Here is a 25,987-nt window from a genome sequence, read left to right on the forward strand (position 1 = left end):
TGCGGCGGGGATAGAGGAAGAACAGCCATACGGCTGCGGAGAAAAGCACAATCAGCACGACTATGGCGATTACGGCACGGGCAATCCATTTCCGCATTCGGTGCACCTCAGTGCTGCGGCAGTATACGCAGTGGAATGCGGAGTGGTTCACGGCAGGTGTTTCAGAGGAACGAAACACCTGCCATGACCGGATTAGGTTTTCAGGATGCGGATTCCACCGCAGAAGCAGCCGGCTTAGCCGGTTGGCCACCGATTGCCTCGATAAGCGCGCGCATCTCGGTTAACAGGCTCGAGAAGTCGAAGGAAGCAAGCCCGGTACGTGTGAGTTCGAGAATGCTTTCCGCCTCCTCTTTGCGCCCGGCGAGGATGGATTTTGCTGCGGAGGTGGTAAGCGCCATCCGCAGGATTTGGCTCTGCTGCTGCTGGGCCACGGCATTGTGCATGGCGAGAGCGATGGAGTGAACGAACGCCTGGTATGCAGCCACCCGAAAAACGCTGGTATCGGAGCTGCCCAGGATTGCCTGAATCTGCGAAAAAGCATCCAGAACCTGATCGTTCAACGCAGAGCCGGACGAGGGAGGAACCGGGTTGGCGGATAAAGCTGGAGGTGCCTGTTCGTCCGGCATGGCTTATTCGCGCTCCGACGCTTCGGTTTTGTCGGATGCCTGCGTGCTGCCGACGGGCGCGTGAGCCCGGGAGAGCAGGCTAACGCTCCGAGTGGTGGCTGCCTGGGCGAGAATCGTGGTCTGTTGCTGGGCGAGCGTTATGTTTTGGGCGGCGTTGGCCAATGCCTGAGCAGTGGCCTGGTACAGATTGGCAAGCGCCACAGTGGGTGCATCTCCCAGCACCTTGAGGCCAGCTTGCGTGACGGAATCCGTGATCTGATCGTTGACTTCTGTGGGAAACATGTCCCCTCCTGTTGTATTGCCGTCAGTTTCAGGCGCGGTCTGAACTTCGTTGGTTGGATTTTTGCTGCTGTCGCTTTTCGACTCGGCAGTTTCCGCTTCCTTCGAGGCAGGATGCGGGTCCGATGGAGTCCCGGGGCTGGCATCTCCGGCTTGTGCAGGCGTGGCCGGTTGTTCCGCCGGCGTGCCGGACGTTGTCTCATCGCTCATGACGCTGCTCCTTATCCTGCACTTTGCAGGAAAGTAAGTGTTGAACGAATCATGCGTTGAGAGATGGCTAGCCTAACAGGGTATCCAGGCAAGCCGTGGTTACGGACTGCGCAAGGATGGATGCCTGTTGCTGGGCGGCTGTGGCGTTGTGCGCTGCGTTGGCAAGCGCCAGGGAGGTCGCCTGATACAACGTCGATATGGCTATGGCGGGGGCGTCGCCCAGAACATTCAGATTGGCTTGGGTAACGGCGTCTGTGATCTGGCTGTTTACGGCTGTAGGATCGGCCAAGGCAGTGTCTCCTCAATACTCAGTGCTGCATTGCGACCAACGTACATTGCGCTGGAATGCAAACGTAGAATGCAGAATTGGAGTGCACTGGGGGTAGCGAAGGTAGCTTCGCAGTTATGCGAAGGCGTGTCAAGCGACTGACCGTGAAAACACGATGATTTTGGTTTTAGCTGTACGGGATGGTTCAATCCTTCTACTGTTTGGCTCGATTGCGTCCTGGTCGTGGAAGGCTCTGCCATCGGGATAAGCATGGCAACGGTTTGACGCAGCCCACACAAGGAACATAGCTTGAGATGAGATGCGCAATGAATACTGACACCGATTCACAGAGGATTCGATGAAGAAGACACTTTTCTCGAGAGCGGGGAGAAGCATCGCGGCAGTGACGCTTCTGGCGCTCGCATGGCATGCGGCTGGCGCGCAGGACCTAAAGAGTTTTGAACAGCGCATTACCACGAAGGTGTTGCCGAACGGGTTGACGCTGTTGGTGTGTGAACGGCCTGAAGCTCCAGTCTTCAGCTATGTGACCTATGTGGATGCTGGCGATGTGAATGACCCTTCGGGCGACAGCGGGCTGGCGCATATGTTTGAGCACCTGGCCTTCAAGGGCACGACGGAGATTGGCACGAAGGACTATGCCGCCGAGAAGGTTGCTCTCGAAAAGGTTGAGGCCGCGAACAAGGCTTATGAGGCGGAGAAGCTGAATCCGCTGGGGGCGAATCCTGAGAAGCTAAAGGATCTGCAGGCGAAGTTCAAGGCTGCGCAGGATGAGGCGCATCAGTATGTGATTCCGAACCAGTTTACGGAAGTGGCGGAACGCAACGGGGCCGAGGGGCTGAACGCAGAGACGGGGCTGGACTCGACGGAGTACTTCTGGTCGATGCCAGAGAATCGCTTTGAGCTGTGGGCGTGGCTGGAGAGCAGCCGGCTTGCGGATGTGGTTCCGCGTGAGTTCTACAAGGAGCGCGATGTGGTGCTGGAAGAGCGGCGCATGCGCACGGACTCCAATCCGATTGGGCGGCTGGTTGAGCAGTTTCTGGCTACGGCTTATGTAGCGCATCCCTATGGGCGCAGCAGCATTGGCTGGCCGAGCGAGGTGAGCCAGATTACGGCGACGGAGGCGATGGAGTTTCACAAGAAGTACTACGTGGGCTCAAACCTTGTGGTGGCCGTGGTGGGAGATGTGAAGGCCGCTGAAGTGATGCCGGTGCTTGAGAAGTATTTTGGCCGCGTGCCGGGCGGGCCGAAGCCGGAAGATATGACCACGGTTGAGCCGCAGCAGTTTGCGGAGAAGACAGTCTTTATTCGCGAGCAGTCACAGCCGTTTTATATCGAGGGCTATCACAGGCCGAATTATCGCGATCCTGATGATGTGGTGTATGACGCGATTGCGGACATCATGTCGAATGGGCGTGTTTCGCGACTGTATCGCAGCCTTGTGCGCGATCAGCAGATTGCCGCGGAGGCGCAGGGGTTCAGTCCGTTTCCGGGAGACAAGTATCCGGGGCTGTTTGCGTTTTATGCTTTTCCGCTGCCGGGGCATACGCCTGCGGAGATGCGCGATGCGATTCACAAAGAGATTGAGAAGTTGAAGACGACGGACGTGAGCGACGAAGAGCTGCAGATGTACAAAACGCGCACGCGGGCTTCCCTGCTGCGTGGATTGGCAGACAACCAGGGGCTTGCGAATGCTCTGGCGGAGTATCAGACACGCTTTGGCGATTGGCGTGAGCTCTTCCGGGAATTGGACAAGGTAGACAAGGTGACGAAGGCGGATATTCGGCGCGTGGCGAATAAGGTGTTTGTGGCCAGCAACCGGACGAGTGCGTGGATTGAGACGGAGACGGCGAGCGCGGGCAAGAATGGCGGTGCGAAATGAGGATTCAGGGTACGGGGTACAGGGTGCAGGGTACAGGATTGCGTATTGCGTTTGCGGGCGTGCTTGCTGCTGTGGTTGCGGCTGGATCTTCGATTGCTGGGGCACAGCAGGAAAAGCCATGGGAGAAGATTCCGATTCCGGCGCTGAAAGAGTTCAAGCCGCAGATGCCGAAGCGCGTGGAACTGAAGAACGGGATTGTGCTTTTTCTGCAGGAAGACCATGAGCTGCCGTTTATCTCCGGGTCGGTGCTGATTCCGGGCGGGGCGCTGGATGAGCCTACGACGAAGATTGGGCTGGTGGATCTTTATGGCGAGTCGTGGCGCACGAGCGGCACGGCGAAGATGAGCGGCGACCAGATGGACGATTTTCTGGAAGCACGGGCGGCGCACATTGAGACCAGTGGCGGGGATAATTCGACGTCACTCTCCTGGGAGTCGCTGAAGGGCGATGCTGATTCGGTCTTTACTCTGGCGCTGGACTTGTTGCTGCATCCGAAGTTCAATGCGGAGAAGCTGCAACTGGCACAACAGCAGGAGGCCGCGGCGATTGTTCGGCGCAATGATGATGAGGCCGGGATTGCGGGACGCGAGGCGGCGAAGCTGGTCTATGGCGCGAAGAGCCCGTATGCGCGGCAGCCGGAGTTGGCTACGATTGGTGCGGTTACGGTTACAGATCTGGATGCGTGGCATGCGCGAACGATTGGCAGCAAGCTGATTGTTGCGGTAAGCGGTGATTTTGACTCGGCGGCGATGGAGGCGAAGCTGCGTGCAGCTTTTGAGGCACTGCCGCAGACGAAGGCGTTGCCTGCGCGGCATGATAGCTTTGCGGACGCTTCGCACGCGGTCTACTTTGTGGACAAGCAGGATGTGAACCAGTCGAATATCCAGATTGTCGGGCTGGGTACGGACAGGCGTAACCCGGACGTGCCGACGCTGGCGGTGATGAATGACATTCTGGGAGGCGGGTTTGCGAGCCGGCTGTTCCAGAAGGTGCGCACCGAGTTGGGGCTTGCTTATGCAGTGGGCGGCGGGATGGGGTTTGATTATGACCATCCGGCGCTGTTCAATGTGGAGGTGCTGACGAAGAGCGCTTCCACCGTGGACGCGACGAAGGCGGCTCTTGACGAGATTGGCGGGCTGACTACGCGGCCCTTTACCGAGGAAGAGCTGAAGAGGGCGAAAGAGAATATCTTGAACTCCTTCCTCTTCCGCTATGACACGCGGGAGAAGGTGCTTGCCGAACAGGTGCGGCTGGAGTTTTATGGGTATCCGTCGAATTATCTGGAGACCTATGAAGCGGCGATTCGCAAGGTGACGGTGGCGGACCTGGATGCGGCGGCGAAGAAGTATATTCATCCGGACAAGCTGGCGGTGCTGGTTGTGGGCAACAAGGGCGAGATTCAGCCGGGGCTGGATGCTTTGAAGCTTGGCGCGGTGCATTCCGTTGATATCACAATTCCCGGCGCGCCAGCGGGCGGGCCCGGCGGTGGAGGAGAGCAGTAGTGAGCGTGGAGAAGGCAACTTCCAAGGTGGAACTGGCGGAGCAGGACCGCAAGCTGCATGCGGAGACTGCGCTGCGGCTAATGGAGGCCGGCGTGACGATCTACCGGCCTGACACCTGCGTGATTGACGCGGGGGTGAGCGTGGCTCCGGGCACGGTAATTGAGCCCTATGTCCAACTGCTGGGGAATACGACGGTTGGGACGGGGTGCCGGATTCGCTCGTACACGGTGATTGAGAACTGCACGGTGGGCGACAACGTGATTGTCCGGCAGAACTGCGTGCTTGAGGATTCCGCGCTGCGCGATGGTGCAGATATTGGGCCGTTTGCGCGGCTACGGCCCGGCGCCGAGGTGTGCGAAAACGCACATGTGGGCAACTTTGTGGAGTTGAAAAAGACACGGCTGGGCAAGGGAGCGAAGGCTGGTCACCTGGCCTATCTTGGCGATGCCGAGATTGGCGAGGGCGTGAATATTGGCGCGGGCGTGATTACCGCGAATTACGATGGTTTCAAAAAGTCACGCACGGAGATTGGCGACAGGGTTTTTGTCGGGAGCGATTCAATATTGGTGGCTCCGGTTTCTGTTGGGGAAGGCGCGTTAATTGGCGCGGGGTCTACGATTACCCGCGACGTGCCGGCGGATGCGCTTGCGGTGGGCCGGGCGCGGCAGGTTACCAAGGAGAACTGGGCTGCTTCGCGGAGGGAGCGGTTGCAGCAGGAGAAAGAACAGAACAAGGCATAAACAGATTAGATGTTTCGTTATGGGAAAATTGGCCTGCTAAATTGGCTGAAAAATGGACACATTTCTGCACCTTAAATCTATGAGACGTCGTCTGTATATCAGAACAGTACGTTGCTGGTGGTTTCTGTAGCTTTTCCTTGCATGCAGGCGAGAAGATAATGCTTAGACCATCCGATAGATCCCATAATCGGTTATGGCCGCGGTTCGACTCAGGCAGCGTCCTGAGCGTAAAACCGGCCTTAACAAAATGTAGATTGATTCGACTAGAAACAATTCCATTCCGGGTTGCCAACAACGGAAAGGTTGCCTGAAATTGGAAGGAACGGGCATGAAAAGAGCCGGAAGAAATACGGTATATCCCCCCCTTGAGCACGCTGACGAGCGCTCTTCTGGCTGCACACAGATTCTTGTTGTAGACGATGAACTAGACTCCCGATCGCTGATTACAACTACGCTGAAGAAGCGCGGCTACCGGGTGCATTCTGCAGTGAGCGTGCGCGAAGCTGTGGAGTTGCTTGAGCGTGAGGCGTTCGACCTGGTGCTCACGGAAATCAATATGCAGACCGGCAGCGGGCTTGCCTTGCTGGAGCGCACGCACACGGCGCAGCCGCATCTTCCGGTGGTGATTGTTACGACGGTTGACGATATTGCGGTTGCCATTGATGCCATGCGGCGCGGGGCGTATGACTATGTGCTGAAGCCGTTCCGGCGCGAGAGCCTTATGGCTGCTGTTGAGCGGGCGCTGGTGCATGGACAGGCGGCGCATGCGAATCGCAGCTACCAGCAGGACCTGGAACGCACTGTGCAGGCACGCACGGAGTTGCTTGAGCAGGCGATGAAAGACCTTGAGCACTCCTACGACATTACGCTGGAGGCCCTGGGCGATGCGCTGGATTTGAAGGACGCGGAAACCGAAGGACACTCCAAGCGCGTGACGGCCTACACGATTGTGCTGGCGCGTGCGATGGGTGTTGGGCCGGAGGAGATTAAGACCATTGCTCGCGGGGCGTTTCTGCACGATATCGGCAAGATGGCGATTCCGGATGAGATTTTGCGCAAGCCGGGGCCGCTGACGGAAGCGGAACAGGCGGTGATGCGCGAGCATTGTGCGCGAGGATATAACATTCTGCGGAAGATTCCGTTTTTGAATGAGTCCGCGGAGATTGTTCTCTCGCACCAGGAACGCTTTGACGGCAGCGGCTATCCTACGGCGCTCAAGGGGATGGATATTCCGCTAGGGGCACGGATTTTTGCGGTAGCGGATACGCTGGACGCAATTACGAGCGACCGGCCTTATCGCTCTGCCAATGGGTTTGACGTTGCACGCGCGGAGATCCTTCGCTGCTCCGGTACGCAGTTTGATCCGGCTGTTGTGGAAGCGTTTACCAAGATTCCCGATGAGTTGTGGCGCGCGCTGCGGGAGGAGATTACCGGGCAGCATAAGCGCTTTTCTACATTTGAGATTGCGGCTACGCAGCCCGATGAGCCGATTGCGGCCAAGTAGTTTTCTTTGCGGGTTATTCGTTTAATTCTCTGACTTGAATGCTGCTATCGCGGCCTGGCCTAGCGCTAGGCCGCCGTCGTTGGGCGGCACTATGCGGTGAGTTAAAACCTGAAATCCTTCTTTTTCCAATGCTTCCGCTGCGAGGCGCGTTAAGAGCACATTTTGGAAGACGCCGCCGGTGAGTCCGGCTGTGTTGATTCCTGTTTGTGTGCGCAGATTGACGCAGCAAGTGGCGATGGCGGCTGCGACGGCGCGGTGAAATCGGGTGGCGATGGCGGCTTTGTCTACGCCGGAGAGCTGGTCGTTGAGAATGGCGCGCCATACGGGGGCGGGGTCCAACACTAAGTCTGGCTCGGAAGTGAATATGAATTCATAGTGGGCTTCATCGGGGGAAGAAGATGCGAGAGCTTCGAGCGCCATTGCGCCTTGTGCTTCGTATGTGACTTCATGGCGGACACCGATTAACGATGCGGCTGCATCGAAGAGGCGGCCCATGCTGGATGTTGGCGGGCTGTTCAGGCCTTGCGATAGCTGGCGTTCGAGGGCTTTGAGTTCATTGGGCGAGGCCGCTTGTACGCATGGGATGTCTTTGTCCCATGGAATATTAGCGGCGCGGAGATGCGAGAGCGCGGTGCGGTAAGGCTTGCGGATGGCGCTGTCACCGCCGGGGAGCGGCACGTATTGAAGATGCGCCCGGCGCTCGAAGTTGCGATAGCCGGCGGTGAAGATTTCGCCGCCCCAGATGGCTCCGTCGGTTCCCATGCCGGTGCCGTCGAAGACTACCGCGAGGATGCGGGCGTCTTCTGCAAGGCCATGCTCTGCTATGAGCGCAGCGGCGTGGGCGTGGTGGTGCTGCACGGGGATGAGCGGGAGGTTGTTGGCCTCTGCAAAGGCTTTTGCCCATTGCGTGGAGAGGTAGCCGGGGTGGAGGTCGCAGGCTACGGCTTGGGGCTGAATGCGGAAGAGTTGCTGCATGAGCGTGAAAGCTTGTTCGTAGCTTTGTTGCGTTTCGAGATTTTCCATGTCGCCGATGTGCTGGCTTACGTAAGCGCGATTGCCTCGGGCGAGGCAGAAGGTGGCTTTCAGTTCGGCTCCGGCGGCGAAGACGGATGTGGTACTGAAGGGGAGCAGGATGGGGAGTGGGGCGTAGCCTCGGGAACGGCGGATGGGAAGCTCGCGATTGTTGTGCACGCGAACTACGGAGTCATCGCAGACGGTATGGATGGCGCGGTTGTGGAGGAGGAAGGCGTCGGCGAGTGTGGTGAGACGGTCGAGGGCTTCGGCGTTGTCTCGGGCGATGGGCTCGTCGGAGCGGTTGCCGGAGGTCATGACCAAAGGGGTATCGCCGAGTAGCAGCATGTGTAGTGGCGAGTATGGAAGGAAGATGCCTAGCTGCTGCTGGCCGGGGGCTACGGAGTCGGCGAGTGCGGGTTGCGCTCCGGTTTTGCGCTGGAGCAGGACGATGGGTTTTTCGCGGCCGGTGAGGATGCGTCCTTCTTCCGCGCTGACTTCGGCGTAGAGGCGGGCTTGCTCGATGGAGCGCATCATGACGGCGAAGGGCTTGCCTGCGCGGCCTTTGCGGCGGCGGAGTTCTTCTACGGCTGACTGGTTGGTGGCGTCGCAGGCTAAGTGAAAGCCGCCGATGCCCTTGATGGCGAGGATGGCTCCGGTGCTGAGGAGACGTTGCGCTTCGGCTAGAGCGGCGTCTGCTGACAGGTTGTTGGGATGAAGATGCAACTGCGGGCCGCAGACTGGGCAGGCGATGGGCTGCGCGTGGAAACGGCGGTCGAGCGGGTTGTGGTACTCGGCTTCGCAGTCGGGGCACATGGCGAAGCTGGCCATGGTTGTGAGCGGGCGGTCGTAGGGGAGCGCCTCAATGATGGTGTAGCGTGGGCCGCAGTTGGTGCAGTTGATGAAGGGATAGCGATAGCGGCGATTTGTGGGGTCGAAGAGTTCGAGGACACAGTCGGGGCAGGTGGCTATGTCCGGAGGGACGGGGGTGTTTTCGCCAGCGATGGAGTGGCTGTGGTGAATGGCGAAAGTGGTTTCTGCCGCGGGAATGATTGGGGAGGCTTCGAGGGTGTCGATGCGGGCGAGCGCGGGAGGCTCTTCGCGAAGAATGCGGAGGAACTCTTCTACAGATTCGGTTGGGCCCTCTGCCTCAATGACTACGCCGGCGGAATTGTTGGCGACGAAGCCGCCGATGCCGCAGCGCAGGGCGGTTGCATAGACGAAGGGGCGGAAGCCGACTCCCTGGACAACCCCGGTGATGCGAATCTGCTTCCGAATAATGAGCGGCATAAGCTGTGCGTTTCGCTGTCATTGTAGAAGGTGTGGCGCAGCGCACAGGCGGAATGGCTAATTTATGCCATAGTCATAGGCGTTGGCAGAAGTGGATACTTGGGTGGTTTTCGGAGGGAGAATTCGCGATGCCCGTACTCGACCCCACTACCCCACAGGAACAACTGCAGGCCCGGCTTGCTGATCCGCAAACCGTGGACTCGCTTAACCGGCTGCTGGACCATGTGGACACGATATCCGCAAGCCTGGAGATGCTGGAAGGATTTTTGAAGCGCGGCGATGAGATTGCCGACAACATTACTAGCACTGTTGATGATTTCCGGGGGCAGGGCGAAGAGGCCGTGGGCTTTGTGGAGAAGCTGCCGGGGCTGGCCAAGGCTGGAACGAAGATGGCGGATGTTGCCAACTCAACTTCGTTTGATGCGCTGCTGAAGTCGGGGCTGCTGGAGCGGCTTGCGGCTCCGGAGACGATTGCGGGTTTGACGGATTTGCTGGACAAACTGCCGCTGCTGAGCTTTGCGGCAGATGCGGTGGATGGATTTTTGCGGCGGGGCGATGAGATTGCGGACAATGCCGCCGAGAGCATGGGCGACCTGCATACGCTGGTGAACTCGGTGTCTTCTTCAGTGAACCTGGAGCAGGTGAAGGACATTGCCGCAGCGCTGCCGGAGTTGACTACTGCGGGTCATGAAGTGGTGGTGAGCGGATTGCTGAACCAGGTTTCCACGTTGAGCAATGCGGGCATGACGCTGGCGAATGCGGGGTTCTTTGAGCCAAAGACCGTTAGCCTGCTGGCGGAGATGGGCAAGGCTGCGGCGGATAGTTTTGATTCCGCCAAGGCTGCGCCGCAGAAGAATTATGGCGTGTTTGATCTGATGAAGGTTCTTAAAGATCCGGCGATTCAGAAGACGCTGAACATTGCCATTGAGGCATCGAAACGGTTTGGGTCGAAACTGTAATGCATGAGCTGTCGATTGTTCAAAGCGTAGTGTCCACGGTATCGGAGGCGATGCACGACCAGCCTGCGGTGCAGATACGCAGCGTGCGCCTGAAGGTGGGCGCGCTGAGCGGTGTGGTGGAGGGTGCGCTGCAATTCGGGTATGAGATTGCTACCGAAGGGACCGTGCTGGCGGGGTCGCAACTGGTGGTGGTGAATCTGCCTGTGGTGATTTACTGCAAGCAGTGTGGGGAGCTGCGCGAGCTGGGCGGCGTGCAGAGTTTTCGCTGCCCGATATGCAATACGCCGAGCGGGGATATTCGGCAGGGGCGCGAGCTGGAGATTGAATCGGTGGAAGTTGAGGACGCTGCATGACGCGAATTGTTGAGTTGCGCAAAGGCGTGTTGAAGAAGAATGATGAGTTGGCGCATGGGCTGCGGGCGCGTTTTGAAGATGCGGGGTTGCTGGCGCTGAATCTTGTATCGAGCCCCGGCACAGGGAAAACAGCTTTTCTTGAGCGTACGCTGCGTGAGTTGCGGACTGCGGGGGAGCATCCTGCGGCGCTGGTTGGCGATCTGGAAACGGACAACGATGCGCGGCGGCTTGCGGCGAGCGGGGCTCCGGTGCGGCAGATCAATACGCATGGGCGGTGCCATCTGGAAGCGGAAATGATTGGGGATCATCTGGATGGATGGCGGCTTGGGGAGTTCGACTATCTCTTTATTGAGAATGTCGGGAACCTTGTCTGCCCTTCTTCTTATGACTTGGGCGAGGCTGTGAGAGTGGCGCTGCTTTCTGTTACCGAGGGCGAGGATAAGCCGCTGAAATATCCGACGATTTTTAATTCTGCAGATCTGGCGGTGATTACGAAGATTGATCTTGCGTCGGCTTGCGAGTTTGATGCCAAGCTGGCGCATGCGAATCTGAATGAAGTTCGTCCGGGGATTCCTGTGCTGGAGGTTTCATCGAAGACCGGCGCGGGATTTGCAGAGTGGCTGGAGTTTCTGGCGAAACGGCGGGCGGAACGGCAGACGGCACGCGTTACTCTCTCCTAGCATCGAACGGCGTCGATGCTTGATACTATCGACGCAATGGCTCACGACCTTACCGCGCCTGCCGCGGAGGAAATCGAAGCTCTACGCCTTGAAGTGGCAAGGCTCACACAGGAAAATCGCGCCTGGGCCCGCAATATGGAGATTTTGCGGGCGGCGGCGCGGCTCTCCGTGGATGAGCTTGATACGTTGCGGCTTGCGGAGGCGCTGGCGCGGCTTGCGGCGCAGATTGCTTCTGCTGAGCGGGCTACGGTTGGCGTACTGGAGTATGGCTCTGTGGTTGCGCAGGCTAATTTTCCGGGCATCGACGCATCTGGGCACGTTGCTTACGTTTATCCTTCGGAGCTGCATTCCGGTCCGGGCAATGGGCTGGCGCCGCGCGTGGTGGATTCGGCGCATACGGTGGTATGCCAGAATCCGCGTGCGGACGCGAACCTGGGCGAGAGGTTTGCCGAGCGCCATAAGGTGCGCAGTGCTGCATGTATTCCGGTGCTGAATCACCAGTCTTCGGTGATTGCTTTCATTGAAGTGACTAACCGAAAGGGCGCTGCGTTCTTTACGCATGAGGATGTGCATAGCCTTGAGGCGCTGGCTGCGGCTGTTTCCGTGGGGATACAGCGTGCGCGGCTGCTGGACAGGTTGAGCGAGTGGTCGCGGTCTCTGGAGATGCTGCTGAGTTTTAATGCGGCGGTGAATCAGCATCTTGATCCTACGCAACTGATACGACATCTTGTGCAGAATGCCGGGTTATTTCTGAAAGCCGATGGCGGCATGGCGGGGCTGCTGGTGCAGAACCTCAATGGCGAGTCCGAGATGGTTTGTGACGGCCTTTGGGCGCGCAATGAGTGGCATGACCTGCAGCGGCGATGGAAGATTGGCGAAGGCATTGCGGGCTTCATGATGGAGAGCGAGTTCCCTTATCTTTCCAATGAGTATCCTTCAGACCCGCTGGCTGATCCGGAGCTGATTCATAACTTTGATGTGCGGCATGCGCTGGCTGTGCCGATTAAAGACCAGTCTGAGGCGGTGATTGGATTTTTCAAGCTGCACCGCTCTACTCCGCAAACGCCGTTTACATGGCAAGAGGCGGCGTTTCTTGAGTCACTTGCTAGCGTGACGGCTGTTTCGATTCAGAATGCGCGATTGCTGAAGGCGCTGGAGGCGCGTGGGCAGGAGATTCGTGCGCTTTCTGCGAACCATGTGAACCGGCTCGAGGAAGAGCGTCAGCATATTTCGCGTGAGCTGCATGATGAGGCGGGGCAGGTGCTGATCGGCATCAAGCTGGCGCTACAGGTGGCGGCGCGACAGATTCCTGCGGAACATACGCACTTGCGCCATGATCTGGATGAGTTGCGCGACCAGGTAAATCAAGCAACACGCCGGTTGAAGGACCTGGCGCAGTGGCTACGTCCGCCGACGCTGGACCAGTTGGGGCTGGAGATGGCGTTGCGGCAACTGGCGACTGACCTGAAGAATCGTACTGAGCTGAATGTGGAGATTACGGTGGACCCGCTTGAGCCTCGCTTGCCGCAGGAGTGGGAGACTGCGCTCTATCGCATTGCGCAGGAGGCACTGACCAATGTGTTGCGGCATTCAGAGACAGCAAGTGCGCAGTTGGATTTGCGCAGTGATGCAACGCGCGTTAGCCTGACCGTGCGCGATACTGGACGCGGCTTTGATCCCGACGCCGCAACAGCAGGGCTTGGACTATTGGGCATGCGGGAACGCGCCGGAATGCTGGGCGGAGCACTGACCGTAAAATCCGCGCGAGGCAAGGGTACACAGATCAAGGTGGAGGTGCCGCGTCCATGAATGTTTCTACAAAACTTACTCGCGTCATTTTGATTGATGACCATGCGATTGTGCGAAAAGGCGTGGCTTCCCTGCTGCGCGCGGACAATCGCTATGAGGTGGTGGCCGAGGCCAGCGATGGAGAAGAGGCGCTGGCGCGGTTGGAATCTATTGATGCGGATGTGGCGATACTCGACTTGTCGATGCCGCGGCTGAATGGTCTGGAGACATTGAGGCGCATGGCGAAGTCATTTCCGAAGACGAGGACGCTTGTGCTTTCGATGTATGACGATGAGCAGTTTGTTGCGCAGGCGCTGCGCGATGGCGCTTATGGGTACATTTTGAAGCAGGCGATGGATGATGAGTTGTTTGGTGCGCTGGACCGGATTGCGCAGGGGAAAAAGTATGTGAGCCCTGCGATTGATATGGAGCGCGTGGAGCACCGGCACCTGGAACGCGTGGACCTGACCGACCGTGAGCGCGAAGTGCTGCAATTGATTGTGGATGGGCATACTACGCAGTCGGTTGCGGATACGCTTTCCATCAGTCCACATACGGCTACGCGGCACCGGGCGAACCTGATGCAAAAGCTGGGTGTGCATACGCAGATGGAGCTGGTACGGGCGGCTTCGCAGCGTGGGCTGGTGGTGCTTCCGCAGCCACCGTTGAACGGGTGAATCCCGACTTAAATTGTCCGATTCAAAATACATATTTCTTGCTATTGAGCATCGTTATCACACACGCGAATAATCGGCTCTTGTCTTGGGGCTGACGTACGTCTGTCAATCCCGGAGGTCAATCCAAGGAGAGAGACTTATGGCGAGCCTGCTTTGGTTGCAAGGCGGAGCGTGTAGCGGCAACACGATGTCGTTCCTCAATGCTGAGGAACCGAGCGCCTGCGATCTGGTGACTGATTTCGGCATCGACGTACTCTGGCACCCGTCGCTCGGAATGGAAATGGGCGATAACGCGAAGAAGGTCTTCAATGATTTATCCAGTGGAGCAAAGCCGCTGGATATTTTTGTTTTTGAAGGCACGGTCATCATGGGACCGAACGGCACGGGACGCTTCAACATGTTTGCGGACCGGCCCATGAAGGATTGGGTGAAGGAGTTGGCGGCGCAGGCCGGTGCGGTGGTTGCGATTGGCGACTGCGCCTGCTGGGGTGGTATTCCGGCGACTGATCCGAACCCGGTGGACAACATTGGATTGCAATATCTGAAGCGCAAGCAGGGCGGCTTTCTGGGTGCGGACTTCAAGTCGAAGTGGGGGCTGCCAGTGGTGAACATTCCCGGCTGCCCGGCGCATCCGGACTGGATTACGCAGATTGTTGTTGCGATTGCCGCGGGGCGCGCGGGCGACATTGCACTCGATGATCTACAGCGGCCGCAGACATTCTTCAAAACGTTTACGCAGACGGGCTGCACGCGCGTGCAGTTCTTTGAGTACAAGCAGTCGACGGTGGAGTTTGGCCAAGGGACACGCACGGGCTGCCTGTTCTATGAGCTTGGCTGCCGTGGGCCGATGACGCACTCGCCTTGCAACCGCATCCTGTGGAACCGGCAGTCGTCGAAGACTCGCGCAGGCATGCCTTGCACGGGTTGCACGGAGCCTGAGTTCCCGTTCTATGACCTGAAGCCGGGCACGGTCTTCAAGACGCAGAAGATCAGCGGCACGATTCCGCGTGAAGTTCCAACCGGCTCTGACCACGTTACCTACATGGCCCACGCCGCCGCGGCTCGCATTGCCGCGCCGAAGTGGTCCAAAGAAGATATGTTCGTCGTCTAGCAACCGAGTAAGGAAACCCCAGGAGAGCTTATGGCAACCACGGTAGCACCCTCGGAGATGCGCATCAGCCCGCTCGGACGCGTGGAAGGCGATCTCGATCTGAAGATTACTGTTCGTGACAATGTTGTGACCGACGCATGGACAGAAGCCAGCATGTTCCGCGGCTTTGAGATCATTCTCAAGGGCAAGGACCCGCAGGCTGGGCTTATTGTTACGCCACGCATCTGCGGCATTTGCGGCGGCAGCCACTTGTACAAGGCCGTGTATGCATTGGATACGGCCTGGAAGACCCATGTCCCCCAGAACGCAACACTCATTCGCAACATTGCGCAGGCCTGCGAGACACTGCAGTCGGTTCCCCGCTGGTTTTATGCACTGTTTGCGATTGACCTAACCAACAAAAATTACGCCGGAGCGGCGGAGTATGACGAGGTTGTTCGCCGCTTCGCTCCGTTTGTCGGCACGTCGTATGAGAAGGGCGTGACGCTCTCGAACAAGCCTGTCGAGGTGTATGCAATCTTCGGCGGGCAGTGGCCGCATTCGAGCTTCATGATTCCCGGTGGCGTGATGAGTGCGCCGACTCTGTCTGACGTAACGCGCTCGATTGCGATTCTTGATTACTGGCGTCGCGAGTGGCTGGAAGGGCTTTGGCTTGGCTCTTCGATTGAACGCTACTCGGAGATTAAGAGCTGGGAAGATTTGCTGGCGTGGGCTGAAGAGAATGAGGCACAGAAGAATTCTGACCTTGCGCTCTTTTTGCGCTTTGCATTGCGGATTGGCCTCGACAAGTACGGCGCGGGCAGCGGCAACTTTATTTCGACGGGCACGTACTTCGAGCCTTCGCTCTATGAGAATCCGACGATTGATGGCCGCAATGCCGCGCTTATCAGCCGCTCGGGAATTTATGAAGGCGGCAGCAAAGCCTTCCATGACTTTAACCATCTCAACGTTCGCGAGAGCGTGGCGCACTCGTTCTACAAGGGCGACACGTATCTGCATCCGTGGGAGGGCGTGACAGAGCCCATTGATCCGCTCGAAGGCCACAAGCAGGGCAAGTATAGCTGGGCGAAGTCGCCGCGCTACGAGGTGAACGGCAAGCCGCTCCCGGTTGAGGCTGGCCCGCTTGCACGGCAGGTGATGGCGGGACGCCCTGATCCGGCAGCACATCAGGACTCCGATCCGTTCATTCTGGACCTGGTGAACAAGATTGGGCCGAGCGTGCTGACGCGCGTGCTGGCTCGCATGCATGAAGAGATCAAGTACTACAAACTAGCTCGCAAATGGCTGGATGCGCTTGATCTGCATGACAAGTTTTACACCAAGCCGACGGAGTTTGCGGAAGGCAAGGGCTTTGGCTCAACGGAAGCTGCCCGCGGCGCACTGTCGGATTGGATTGTCATCAACAATGGCCGGATAGAAAACTACCAAGTCATTACGCCGACGGCGTGGAACATTGGGCCGCAAGACGGCAACAATGTTCACGGACCGATGGAGCAGGCATTTATTGGCGCGCACATCACCGATCCGACCGATCCGGTTGAGCTGGGACATGTGGCGCGTTCGTATGACTCGTGCCTGGTTTGCACGGTACATGCGTACGACGAAAAAACGGGCAAGGAGCTTTCGCGGTTCCGTATTGGCGAAGGCGCATAAGGACAGATGAACGGTATCCACACGGATAAGGGGCCGGTGCATACGCTTATCATCGGGTGCGGAAATATTCTGCGCGGCGATGATGCGGCCGGCCCCGTCTTTATTCGCAAGCTTTGGGAGCGTGGGCTGCCGAAAGGCGTGCGCTGCGCGGATGGCGGCACGGGTGGCATGGATGTAGCTTTCCAGATGCGCGGCGTGCCGGAAGTCATTCTTGTAGACGCGTGCACGAGCGGCTCCAAGCCCGGTTCCCTCTTCCGCGTGCCTGGCAGTGAGTTAGAACATCTGCCTCCGGTTGCCGGAATTAACTTACACGCATTCCGGTGGGATCATGCACTTGCCTTTGCACGCTGGCTGCTCAAAGAGGAGTATCCTCAAAACGTTACGGTTTTCCTTGTGGAAGCCGAACAGCTCGAGATTGGCGCAGCTTTATCCCCGGCCGTCGATGAGGCGCTCAAGCGGCTGGAAGAGTTGTTCTTTGAGAAATGGAGCAACGAGCACCATGCCAGCACCGCAACAGGAGCCGCTTGAGATCGAGTACACCGATCAGGGTTACATTCTGTTGCCTGCGCATGTGGCGCGCCAATACTTTCCGAACGATGTACTGGTGGTGATGGTGAAAGACAACGAGGTTTGGCTTTTGCCTACGCGCGGGCCTGTTGCCGGCGGACTGCTGCTGAAGCAGCGCAATGCAGCGGGAGACCGCAGCCTGCTCGCTACGCCGTATCTTCCCGAAGAGACAGGGGCGGGGCGATGGCCGGCATTTTGGGATGAGCGTGCAGGAGCCTTGCGCGTGGCATTTCGCATCCAAGCACATAAGCATGCGGAGCCGCTGGAGCCAGCGATTGCGGCTAAGGCTGTTGTGGAGCAGGAGAAGGGCCGCTGGGTTGTGTATCTCGAGCTTGGATTTTCCTCGCCTGGATCGGCAGATATTCGTACGGAGCGTAAGCGCATTTCGGATTACCCCACGCATGAGCGGGCACGCATTGCGGCGGAGTGGATTGAACGCACGGCTGATAGAGACTTACGGATAAACCTGGGATATTGAGCGAATGACTGAAGCGATTACGCAACCTCACATCACGGTTCGCCCGCAGCCTGTGGGCATATTTCCCTTCCCTGCTTCATTTCTGCTGCTGCCGGATGCGGCTCCGGCGGATACCAGTGCGATTCTTGCGGCGTTGTTGAAGGGTGACACGCGTAGCCTTGCGGAAGGCTCGTGGCGTTTCTACTCTCTTGCGCTGGATGGTAAGCAGGAAGAGGCGTTGGCTGCGGTTTCCGGTTCCGAAGCACTGGCTTTGTGGAATCGGTTTGTGCTTGCACCGAGCGCTGATGCCTACAAGACTTTGCAGCGCAGTTTACCGCAAGAGATGCAGCCCTTGCTGGATGCGGCGGCGTATGCGTTTGGGCTAAGCGAGACGCTTCCCGCACCGGGCAGCCTTGACGGGGAGTTGCGTGCGGTGGTTTTGCTTACAGCGGCATCGTGGTATCTGGAACGCGAGGACGCCGATGAGGCTGTCGCACTTCTGGAAGATGCGCTTAAGCATGCGAGGACCGCTTCTCCGCTGCTGGCTGCGCAGATTTTGCATCAGCTTGCGCAGACGGAACGCGGAGGTTCCCCGGCAAAGGCGATTCTCCATATCAAGGATGCGATTCGGCTTGCGGATGCGAGTGCGTTGGCTTCTCTGCGTGCGGAGTTGTGGCTGAATCTTGGCATGGTGCTGCAGGAGTCCGCAAATGGAAGCAGGCCAGCGTTGATTGAGGCTTCGCGTGCTTACCAGGAGGCTATTCGCTGCGGGCTTAGCCTTGATAACCTTCCCGAGCAGTATGCGTTTGCGCAGATGAATCTTGCGCTGGCTTATCTTTCGATTCCCGCGAAAGAGGCGAGCGACCAGTTGCGCATGGGGATTGCGGTGCAAGGATTGCGCGAGGCTCTGAAGGTGTTTACGCGTGAGACGCATCCGGAGATGTGGTCCTCTGCGCAGCTTAATCTTGCGAATGCACTGCAGTATCTGCCTTCCGCGCATCCGCAGGAGAATCTGCAACAGGCGGTTGAGTTGTATGAGGAGCTGCTTGAGGTTCGCAACAAGGCGTTTGATCCGCTGGGTTATGCGCGGCTGCTTGCGAACCAGGCGAATGCGCTGGCACACCTGGGAATCTTTCAACCCGCGGTGGAGAAGCTTACCGAGGCGCACAAGCTCTTCCACTGGCATGGCGAGCCGGAGATGGCTGCGTCTGTGCTGGAGATGACGGCGGAGATTAACGGCCAGATTGAAACGAATGTGAGTGAGGTCCGCTCTTAACTATGGAACTGCATGAGCGACAGCAATTCGATTTTCTGCTTCACACCGCGGTGGAACGCTATGTGGAGCGGCTTGAACAGCGCAATGAAGGTGCGACGAATGCGCTGGCGCGCCTGCGGGAGAATCCTGAAGCGGAAGGCGTGTGGCTGAGCGAGTTTGTGGAAGTTGCCTTTGATGACTTCCTGCTGAACAACAGCGCCGGGGCAACATTTGTGATGCGTGCACTTGCTTCGCGCAAGATGCCAGAGTTATCGTCTAAGCCCGGGCAGACAGTGGAGCAGTTCAACATTGCCTGCGCCCAGGCTGTCTTTTCCGTGCTTTTCCGGCAGAAGACGGAAGAAGTTCTTGAGCAGCATGCAAGCTTTGAGGCCGCGCCGGCCGGAACGGAATCGTGATGGCAACGACTGCTACGGTGAACAATTCGGAGTTGGAAAAGCTGGCCGATGCGGTGGACAAGGCGCTGCTGGTGGTGAATGCGCAGGCGCCGGATGCGCAGAAGCATGCGCTGGATTTGAAGTCCGCGATTGAGGCTTTTCATAAGGCGGGGCTGACGAAGATTATTCAACTGCTAAAGAGCGATCCGCGCGGCAAGGAACTTCTCTTTGAGCTGGTAGATGATCCGGCGGTGTATGCGCTCTTTCAGATGCACGGATTGGTGCGGGAAGATCCTACGTCGCAGGCTGCTCGCGTGCTGGATACGGTACGGCCTTATATGCAGTCGCATGGCGGCGATGTGGAACTTGTGGAGGTACGCGAGGATACTGTTGTAGTGCGGCTTTCGGGGTCGTGCAATGGCTGCTCGATGTCTGCGGTGACGCTGCGCAATACGGTTGAAGAAGCGATTCACGAGCACATGCCGCAGATTCGCAATGTGGAGGTTGCGCCGAATGAGCCGGATTCACAGATAAGTAATTCGCACGAGCATGCGGGCGCGGCGAATGCGGGTTTTGTTCCGCTGGATTCGATTGCGGGAACTCCGAAAGTGGACCATGGATGGACGCTTGGGCCTGTCGCGTCCACGGTGCAGGAGGCTGTACCGTTTCGGTTGGATGCGGATGGGTCGAGCTTCATTCTTGTGCGTTATCACGGCAAGGTGCAGGCGTTTCGCAATGAGTGCGCGCACCTGGGAATGCCGCTGGATGGCGGCAGTATTGATCCGGAAAGCGGAGTGCTGATTTGCCCGTGGCATGGGTTTCGATTTGATTGCATGAGCGGAGAGTGCCTGACTGTTCCCGAGGCACAGCTTGAGGCTTTGCCGCTGCGGATTGAGTCGGGGCGCATTCTTGTGAGGACGGCGGTATGACGGAAGCTGCAACTACTATGCGGAATATCTGGCTTGGGGCTTATTCGCCGGGGCGGTTGGCGCTGCCTGACGCACAGCCTACTGCTTCGCAGCTTTATGCACCACGCGGTATTTACTTCGATGACGAATGGTTTGTTGCCGCAGATAGCGGGAATCATCGCATTCTGTTGTGGAAGGGCTTGCCGGATGCGGATGGGCAGGCGGCGGATGTTGTGCTGGGGCAGCCGGACTTTACCAGCGAGGGGCCGAAACTGCTGCATCTGCCAACGGGTGTGATGATTTACGAGGGCAAGTTGATTGTTGCGGATGCGTGGCATCATCGATTGCTGGTTTGGAATCGTGTGCCGGAAGAGAATAACGCGCCACCGGATTATGCGATTGGACAACGGGATTTGAATGCAGTGGAAGTGAATCGCGGACAAGGTGCGCCTTCTGCGGATTCGCTTTACTGGCCTTATGGGTTTGGCTTTGCGGGCGGATGGTTTTGGACTGCGGACACGGGGAACCGGCGTGTGCTGGGATGGCCTCGCTTGCCTGAAACGAATGAACCGGCTCATGTTGTGTTGGGACAGGCTGATGCGGTGAGTGGTGAAGAGAATCGCGGCGGCGCGGTGAATGCGCGGTCGTTTCGCTGGCCTCATGCGATTGCGGGAGATGTGCGGCGCTTGTTTGTGGCCGATGCTGGAAATCATCGCGTGCTGGGATGGGATGCAATTCCTGACCGAGATTGCGATGCTTCGCTGGTGTTGGGACAGCAAGACTTTGTTTCGTCGTCAGAGTTTCCTTATGTTCCGCAGGGAGCGGGGCGGCAGAGGTTTCCTTACAGCGTGGCGATGGAAGGCGAGCGCGTTGCAGTTGCGGATACGGCGAACAATCGCATTCTGCTGTGGGATGGGGTTCCGGCTAGCAGCGCGCCTGCTGCGCATGTACTGGGGCAGCCGCACTTTGATGTGCATGGCGAGAACCAGTGGAAGGCTGTGACGCATGAGACGCTTTGCTGGCCTTATGGCATATGGATGCACGGAGAGCGGTTGGCCGTGGCGGACTCCGGCAACAACCGCGTGACAATTTGGGATTTGAAGGAACGGATATAGCAAGGGATCGCAGGGAGGAATCACTATGTGCCTCGCAGTGCCAGGACGGGTGGAAGAGATTGCTGATAAAAACGGCGTGTTGATGGGCCGCGTGAACTTTGACGGCATTGTGAAGGAGATTTGCCTTGCGTATGTGCCGGATATCAAGGTGGGCGAGTACACAATTGTGCATGTGGGCTTTGCGTTGACGAAGATTGATGAAGAGTCGGCGCAGAAGACGCTGGCTACTTTTCGCGAGATGGGATTGCTGGAGGAAGAGTTGGAAGGCGGCGAACCTGATGCGGAAACAGCGCCTTCAGACTCCGTGCATCTGGAGGTGAAATGAAATACCTCACCGAGTTTCGCGATGGCGAGCTGGCTTCGAGAATGGCGAAGGAGATTCGCCAAATTGTTACGCGGCCGTGGTGCATTATGGAGGTCTGCGGCGGCCAGACGCACTCGATTATTCGCAATGGGATTGACCAGTTGCTGCCGGAAGGCGTGGAGATGGTGCATGGGCCGGGATGCCCGGTGTGCGTGACTCCGCTGGAGGTGATTGACCGGGCGCTGGCGATTGCCGCGCAACCGGGGGTGATTTTCTGCTCGTTTGGGGACATGCTGCGTGTGCCGGGAACGGATAAGGATCTCTTCCAGGTGAAGAGCGCGGGCGCGGATGTGCGGATTGTGTATTCACCGCTGGATGCGGTGAAGCTTGCGATTAAGAATCCTGAGAAGCAGGTTGTTTTCTTTGGCGTGGGGTTTGAGACGACTGCTCCGCCGAATGCAATGGCGGTGCATATTGCGAAGCAACAGGGCGTGAAGAATTTTTCGATGCTGGTTTCGCATGTGCTGGTGCCGCCGGCGATTGATGCGATTATGCAGTCGGAGAATAACCGCGTGCAGGCGTTTCTTGCGGCGGGGCATGTGTGCAGCGTGATGGGGTATTGGCAGTATCCGCCGATTGCGGAGCGGCATCATGTACCCATTGTTGTAACGGGCTTTGAGCCGCTGGACATTATGGAAGGGCTGAGGCGCACGCTGCTGCAACTGGAGCGCGGCGAGGCGCAGGTGGACAATGCGTATGAGCGCGTTGTGACGTTTGACGGCAATGGGCCGGCGCAGAAGCTGCTGTCGGAAGTGTTTGAGGTTTGCGACCGGGCGTGGCGTGGGATTGGCGTGATTCCGGCGAGCGGTTGGAGGCTAAGCGAGGCGTATCGCGAGTTCGACGCGGAGCATCGCTTTGCTGTTACGGATATTCATGCCGTGGAGTCGCCGCTTTGTCATAGCGGCGAGGTGCTGCGCGGCGCGCTAAAGCCGAACCAGTGCCCGGCGTTTGGCAAGCAGTGCACACCACGGCATCCGCTGGGGGCGACGATGGTTTCGAGTGAAGGCGCGTGTGCGGCGTATTACAACTATGGGCGCTTTATTGCTGTAGAGGAACTGGATAAACTGACACATGCCTGAGACTGCCAAGATTGATTTCTCTACATGGGCGTGCCCGCTGCCACTGCAGGATTATCCCAACATTGTGATGGGGCATGGCGGGGGCGGCAAGCTTTCGTCGGAGCTGGTGGAGCATCTGTTTCTTCCGGCGTTTCGCAATGAGACGCTGGAGAATCTTGGCGATGCCGCGGTTCTTGCTCCGGTGAGCGGGCGGCTAGCCATGTCTACCGATACGTTTGTGGTGCAGCCGCTGTTTTTTCCGGGTGGATCGATCGGCAACCTGGCTATCAATGGCACGGTGAATGACCTAGCGATGAGCGGGGCAAAGCCGCTCTACCTGACGGCGGGGTTTGTGCTGGAAGAGGGATTTGCGATTGCCGACCTGGCGCGCATTGTGCAGGATATGGCAGCAAGCGCGCAAGCGGCTGGTGTGCAGATTGTCACTGGCGACACGAAGGTGGTGGAACGCGGGCATGGGGATGGCTGCTACATCAATACCGCCGGGGTGGGGACGATTCCCGACCATGTTCAGGTGGGGCCTTCGCTGGTACAGCCGGGGGATGTGATTCTTGTCAGCGGGACGATTGCCGACCACGGCATGGCGATTATGAGCGTGCGCGAGGGGCTGGAGTTTGAATCCGCCATTTTGAGCGATTGCGCGGCGCTGAATGGGTTGGCGGCGGCTGTGCTGGAAGCTGGGGGCGGCGGCGTGCATGCGATGCGCGATCCTACTCGTGGCGGCATGGGGGCTACGCTGCATGAGATTGCTGGGGCGGCTGGCGTTGGCATGGTCATCGAAGAGGCGAAGCTGCCGGTAAGGGCGGCGGTGCATGCGGCTTGTGAGCTGCTGGGGCTTGATCCCCTGTTTGTGGCGAATGAGGGGAAGATGGTGGCGTTTGTGGCTCCCGATGCCGCCGATGCTGTGCTGGCGGCGATGTGGAAGCATCCGCTAGGGGGCGATGCGCAGGCGATTGGCCGGGTGGTTGCCCAGCATCCGCGAATGCTGGTGGCGCAGACAAGGATTGGCGCGAACCGGGTTGTTCCGGCGCAGATTGGCGAACAGTTGCCGCGCATTTGCTGATTTCTGAGAGTAGGCTCGAATGTACGGAACGTAATTATGCCTTAATGCACGAAGAGGAAATGCAATCCAAAAGCATACCTCAGAGCTTGAAAGCCCATTCCTTTGGATTGCTTGATTGCCGGGGATAAATCCCCGGACTATCTGTTTGTATCCGCACCGCAGCCCGCCTTTATTGCGTTCTTAACGGCAAATTCCCCGGAAATACTCCAAACCTAACAGTTCAGTGGGACTACTTCCCTGCTTTGAACCGCTCCGAACGTTTCGGGGAGGCTCGTATGCGTGCGAGATTGGAGTTGTATTGGGGAGAGTCTGACCTTATGAGTTTTCTTTTTCGCCGTTCTGGCTGCACGCCTTCTGTGAATAAACTGACCTGGCTTACGCGCGGGCTTGCTACTGCCGCGCTGGCGTTTGCCTTGGGAACAACCGCTCATGCGCAGGGGAAGGTCATCCTGTTTGGCGTAGACGGGCTGGCTACCGCTGGCATTGAGCAAGCCAAGACGCCAAATATCCATGCGCTGATGAAGTCCGGGGCGTGGACGATGCACATGCGGGCGGTTCGCGAGACGAGCAGCGCTCCGAACTGGGCCTCGATGATTATGGGCTCGCCTGTGGAGTTGAACGGCGTTACCTCGAATGGCTGGCGCTGGGATGGGAGGACGGACAGCCAGTCTACGGCTCCGGCGCCTTATCCGCCGGCGTGCGAGTTGGTGCCGGGGTCAGGATACTTTCCCACTGTTCTTGGCGTCGCGCATCAGCAACGTCCGAGCTTGAAGGTCGGCTTCTTTACCGACTGGAAGATGTACGCGTATCTCTTTGAGCGCGATGCGGCCACGAAAATTGTGGAAAGGGGCACGGCACACGACGGGATCAATGAGCATGACGATGTCTTCAATCAGGCGCTTGCTTATCTTGAAAGCGACAAGCCGGATGTGCTGGTGATTCACCAGGACCAGGTGGACGATGCGGGGCACGGAAAAGGCTGGTTGAGTCCGGAATACCTGTCCGCGATTGAGGATGTGGATGCAAAGCTGGGACGGTTGCTGGCTACGCTAGACCAGCGTGGGCTTAGCAAGCAGTACACGGTGCTGCTGGTAGCTGACCATGGCGGCAAGGGAAAGCATCATGGCGGCGACACGATTGAGCAGATTGAGATTCCGTGGATTATCAGCGGGCCGGGCGTGAAGAAGGATTACGAGATTAAGAATCCGGTGCTGATGACCTATGACACGGCGGCTACGATGGCGCATGTGCTGAAGGTGAAGCCTTCGCCGTGCTGGCGCGGTCTTTCGATTGACGAAGCGTTTACGAAGAAGAAGTAATCGCTGGACTTCTGACGTTTGAGCAGTAATCTGGATTCCATCTTTTCAAACCCTGTGAGAGACACAATGAAATTGTTGAATTCCGCGGCGCTTCCTCGAATTGATGCGCCGCTTGAGTTGAAGGCGCTGGTTCTGGACTGGGCCGGTACGACAGTAGACTTTGGCAGCCTTGCTCCGGCGCGCACGCTGGAACGTGTTTTCGCGGCAAAGGGCGTGGCGGTTACAGACGGCGAGATTCGCGCCTACATGGGCTGGCCCAAGCGCGTGCAGATCGGCAAGATGCTGGAGTTTCCGCGCGTGGCTGCTGCGTGGCAGGACGCACATGGCAAAGCTCCGACGGAGCAGGATGCCGATGACATCTACGAGAACTTTATTCCGGCGCAGACGGCTTGCTTGTTGGAGTACTCGCATGTGCTGCCGGGGATTCCTGAGGCTGTCGAAGAGTTTCGGCGGCGCGGGCTGAAGATTGGTACGACGACGGGCTACACCTATGACATGATGCAGGTGATTATTCCCGCAGCGGCAAAGGAAGGCTATAGCCCAGATAGCACGGTAACTCCGGGTGAAGTGGGCGGTGGCCGTCCTCATCCTTACATGGTTTATGAGAATGCGGTGCGGCTGCAGGTTTATCCCATGGCGGCGATTGTGAAGGTTGGCGATACGATCTCTGACATTCACGAAGGGCTGAATGCTGGCTGCTGGTCGGTGGGTGTGGTGGCTACGGGCAATCAGCTTGGGCTTTCTGCTGAGGAGTTTGCCGCGCTTGAGCCTGCGGAGAAAGAGACGCGGTTGAATGCTGTGCGCAAGCAACTGACCGAAGCCGGTGCGCACTACATTGTGGATAGCGTTGCAGAGCTTGCGCCGGTTCTGGATGCGATTAACGAGCGCCTGAAGGCGCGGTAAAGGAGTTGACTGTT

26 protein-coding genes are annotated in these 25,987 nt (G+C 58.2%); 22 read left to right on the forward strand and 4 right to left on the reverse strand.

Going from position 1 to position 25,987, the window contains the following annotated elements; translation table 11 throughout:
• Positions 1–200: 200 nt before the first annotated feature.
• The 3 genes from AC5S3R_RS10720 to AC5S3R_RS10730 all read right to left on the reverse strand — a co-directional run bounded on the left by AC5S3R_RS10720 (position 201) and on the right by AC5S3R_RS10730 (position 1,404).
• Positions 201–626 carry a RebB family R body protein gene (locus AC5S3R_RS10720; protein ID WP_494267034.1) on the reverse strand — a complete coding sequence of 142 codons (426 nt, stop codon included), beginning with the start codon at positions 624–626 and terminating at the stop codon, positions 201–203.
• Positions 627–629: 3 nt separating this feature from the next.
• Entirely contained in the window at positions 630–1,115 is a 486-nt protein-coding gene (locus AC5S3R_RS10725) for a RebB family R body protein (protein ID WP_494267035.1), read from the reverse strand.
• 67 nt (positions 1,116–1,182) lie between these two features.
• Entirely contained in the window at positions 1,183–1,404 is a 222-nt protein-coding gene (locus AC5S3R_RS10730) for a RebB family R body protein (RefSeq protein WP_494267036.1), read from the reverse strand.
• A gap of 337 nt (positions 1,405–1,741) precedes the next feature.
• Between AC5S3R_RS10730 and AC5S3R_RS10735 the strand changes: the two genes are divergently transcribed.
• The 4 genes from AC5S3R_RS10735 (at position 1,742) to AC5S3R_RS10750 (ending at position 7,029) form a co-directional block, all read left to right on the forward strand.
• The gene (locus tag AC5S3R_RS10735) at positions 1,742–3,283 is read left to right on the forward strand and encodes a M16 family metallopeptidase (RefSeq protein WP_494267037.1); all 1,542 of its coding nucleotides are present in this window, start codon (positions 1,742–1,744) and stop codon (positions 3,281–3,283) included.
• Positions 3,280–4,785, forward strand: a complete 1,506-nt coding sequence (locus tag AC5S3R_RS10740; RefSeq protein WP_494267038.1) for a M16 family metallopeptidase — start codon at positions 3,280–3,282, stop codon at positions 4,783–4,785. Before AC5S3R_RS10735 ends, AC5S3R_RS10740 begins: the two co-directional genes overlap by 4 nt.
• Positions 4,785–5,525, forward strand: a complete 741-nt coding sequence (locus AC5S3R_RS10745; RefSeq protein ID WP_494267039.1) for a DapH/DapD/GlmU-related protein — start codon at positions 4,785–4,787, stop codon at positions 5,523–5,525. The genes AC5S3R_RS10740 and AC5S3R_RS10745 overlap by 1 nt, the downstream gene beginning before the upstream one ends.
• A 328-nt stretch (positions 5,526–5,853) precedes the next feature.
• The gene (locus AC5S3R_RS10750; protein WP_494267040.1) at positions 5,854–7,029 is read left to right on the forward strand and encodes an HD domain-containing phosphohydrolase; all 1,176 of its coding nucleotides are present in this window, start codon (positions 5,854–5,856) and stop codon (positions 7,027–7,029) included.
• Between the two features lie 21 nt (positions 7,030–7,050).
• On the opposite strand, the gene hypF is transcribed toward AC5S3R_RS10750, so the two are convergent.
• Entirely contained in the window at positions 7,051–9,330 is a 2,280-nt protein-coding gene (gene hypF / locus AC5S3R_RS10755; RefSeq protein WP_494267041.1) for a carbamoyltransferase HypF, read from the reverse strand.
• Positions 9,331–9,458: 128 nt separating this feature from the next.
• Between hypF and AC5S3R_RS10760 the strand changes: the two genes are divergently transcribed.
• The 18 genes from AC5S3R_RS10760 to phnX all read left to right on the forward strand — a co-directional run bounded on the left by AC5S3R_RS10760 (position 9,459) and on the right by phnX (position 25,973).
• A complete protein-coding gene (locus AC5S3R_RS10760) occupies positions 9,459–10,289 on the forward strand; it encodes a DUF1641 domain-containing protein (RefSeq protein WP_494267042.1) in 831 nt (276 codons plus the stop codon).
• Positions 10,289–10,642: a hydrogenase maturation nickel metallochaperone HypA gene (hypA, locus tag AC5S3R_RS10765; RefSeq protein ID WP_494267043.1), complete on the forward strand. Its 354-nt coding sequence runs from the start codon at positions 10,289–10,291 to the stop codon at positions 10,640–10,642. The genes AC5S3R_RS10760 and hypA overlap by 1 nt, the downstream gene beginning before the upstream one ends.
• Positions 10,639–11,322 (forward strand): hydrogenase nickel incorporation protein HypB, encoded by a 684-nt coding sequence (hypB, locus tag AC5S3R_RS10770; protein ID WP_494267044.1) that lies wholly within the window; start codon positions 10,639–10,641, stop codon positions 11,320–11,322. Before hypA ends, hypB begins: the two co-directional genes overlap by 4 nt.
• Positions 11,323–11,337: 15 nt before the next feature.
• A complete protein-coding gene (locus AC5S3R_RS10775) occupies positions 11,338–13,131 on the forward strand; it encodes a GAF domain-containing sensor histidine kinase (protein ID WP_494267045.1) in 1,794 nt (597 codons plus the stop codon).
• Positions 13,128–13,787: a response regulator gene (locus AC5S3R_RS10780; protein ID WP_494267046.1), complete on the forward strand. Its 660-nt coding sequence runs from the start codon at positions 13,128–13,130 to the stop codon at positions 13,785–13,787. The genes AC5S3R_RS10775 and AC5S3R_RS10780 overlap by 4 nt, the downstream gene beginning before the upstream one ends.
• A 139-nt stretch (positions 13,788–13,926) precedes the next feature.
• A complete protein-coding gene (locus AC5S3R_RS10785; RefSeq protein ID WP_494267047.1) occupies positions 13,927–14,898 on the forward strand; it encodes an NADH-quinone oxidoreductase subunit B family protein in 972 nt (323 codons plus the stop codon).
• Positions 14,899–14,928: 30 nt separating this feature from the next.
• Positions 14,929–16,551, forward strand: a complete 1,623-nt coding sequence (locus tag AC5S3R_RS10790; RefSeq protein ID WP_494267048.1) for a nickel-dependent hydrogenase large subunit — start codon at positions 14,929–14,931, stop codon at positions 16,549–16,551.
• Positions 16,552–16,557: 6 nt separating this feature from the next.
• Entirely contained in the window at positions 16,558–17,079 is a 522-nt protein-coding gene (locus AC5S3R_RS10795; RefSeq protein ID WP_494267049.1) for a hydrogenase maturation protease, read from the forward strand.
• The gene (locus AC5S3R_RS10800; protein ID WP_494267050.1) at positions 17,051–17,596 is read left to right on the forward strand and encodes a hypothetical protein; all 546 of its coding nucleotides are present in this window, start codon (positions 17,051–17,053) and stop codon (positions 17,594–17,596) included. Before AC5S3R_RS10795 ends, AC5S3R_RS10800 begins: the two co-directional genes overlap by 29 nt.
• A gap of 4 nt (positions 17,597–17,600) precedes the next feature.
• Positions 17,601–18,851, forward strand: coding sequence for a tetratricopeptide repeat protein (locus AC5S3R_RS10805; RefSeq protein WP_494267051.1), 1,251 nt, complete (start codon positions 17,601–17,603; stop codon positions 18,849–18,851).
• 2 nt (positions 18,852–18,853) lie between these two features.
• A complete protein-coding gene (locus tag AC5S3R_RS10810; RefSeq protein ID WP_494267052.1) occupies positions 18,854–19,246 on the forward strand; it encodes a hypothetical protein in 393 nt (130 codons plus the stop codon).
• Positions 19,246–20,154, forward strand: coding sequence for a NifU family protein (locus AC5S3R_RS10815; protein ID WP_494267053.1), 909 nt, complete (start codon positions 19,246–19,248; stop codon positions 20,152–20,154). Before AC5S3R_RS10810 ends, AC5S3R_RS10815 begins: the two co-directional genes overlap by 1 nt.
• Positions 20,151–21,248 carry an NHL repeat-containing protein gene (locus AC5S3R_RS10820; protein WP_494267054.1) on the forward strand — a complete coding sequence of 366 codons (1,098 nt, stop codon included), beginning with the start codon at positions 20,151–20,153 and terminating at the stop codon, positions 21,246–21,248. The genes AC5S3R_RS10815 and AC5S3R_RS10820 overlap by 4 nt, the downstream gene beginning before the upstream one ends.
• A gap of 25 nt (positions 21,249–21,273) precedes the next feature.
• Complete coding sequence (locus tag AC5S3R_RS10825) at positions 21,274–21,573, forward strand: HypC/HybG/HupF family hydrogenase formation chaperone (protein WP_494267055.1); 300 nt, start codon at positions 21,274–21,276, stop codon at positions 21,571–21,573.
• Positions 21,570–22,691 (forward strand): hydrogenase formation protein HypD, encoded by a 1,122-nt coding sequence (hypD, locus tag AC5S3R_RS10830; protein ID WP_494267056.1) that lies wholly within the window; start codon positions 21,570–21,572, stop codon positions 22,689–22,691. Before AC5S3R_RS10825 ends, hypD begins: the two co-directional genes overlap by 4 nt.
• Complete coding sequence (hypE, locus tag AC5S3R_RS10835) at positions 22,684–23,751, forward strand: hydrogenase expression/formation protein HypE (RefSeq protein WP_494267057.1); 1,068 nt, start codon at positions 22,684–22,686, stop codon at positions 23,749–23,751. The genes hypD and hypE overlap by 8 nt, the downstream gene beginning before the upstream one ends.
• 317 nt (positions 23,752–24,068) lie before the next feature.
• Positions 24,069–25,070, forward strand: coding sequence for an alkaline phosphatase family protein (locus tag AC5S3R_RS10840; protein ID WP_494267058.1), 1,002 nt, complete (start codon positions 24,069–24,071; stop codon positions 25,068–25,070).
• Between the two features lie 66 nt (positions 25,071–25,136).
• Positions 25,137–25,973, forward strand: coding sequence for a phosphonoacetaldehyde hydrolase (gene phnX, locus AC5S3R_RS10845; protein WP_494267059.1), 837 nt, complete (start codon positions 25,137–25,139; stop codon positions 25,971–25,973).
• Positions 25,974–25,987 lie beyond the last annotated feature (14 nt).

It is taken from the genome of Occallatibacter sp. FHG110214_02 (assembly GCF_059115385.1).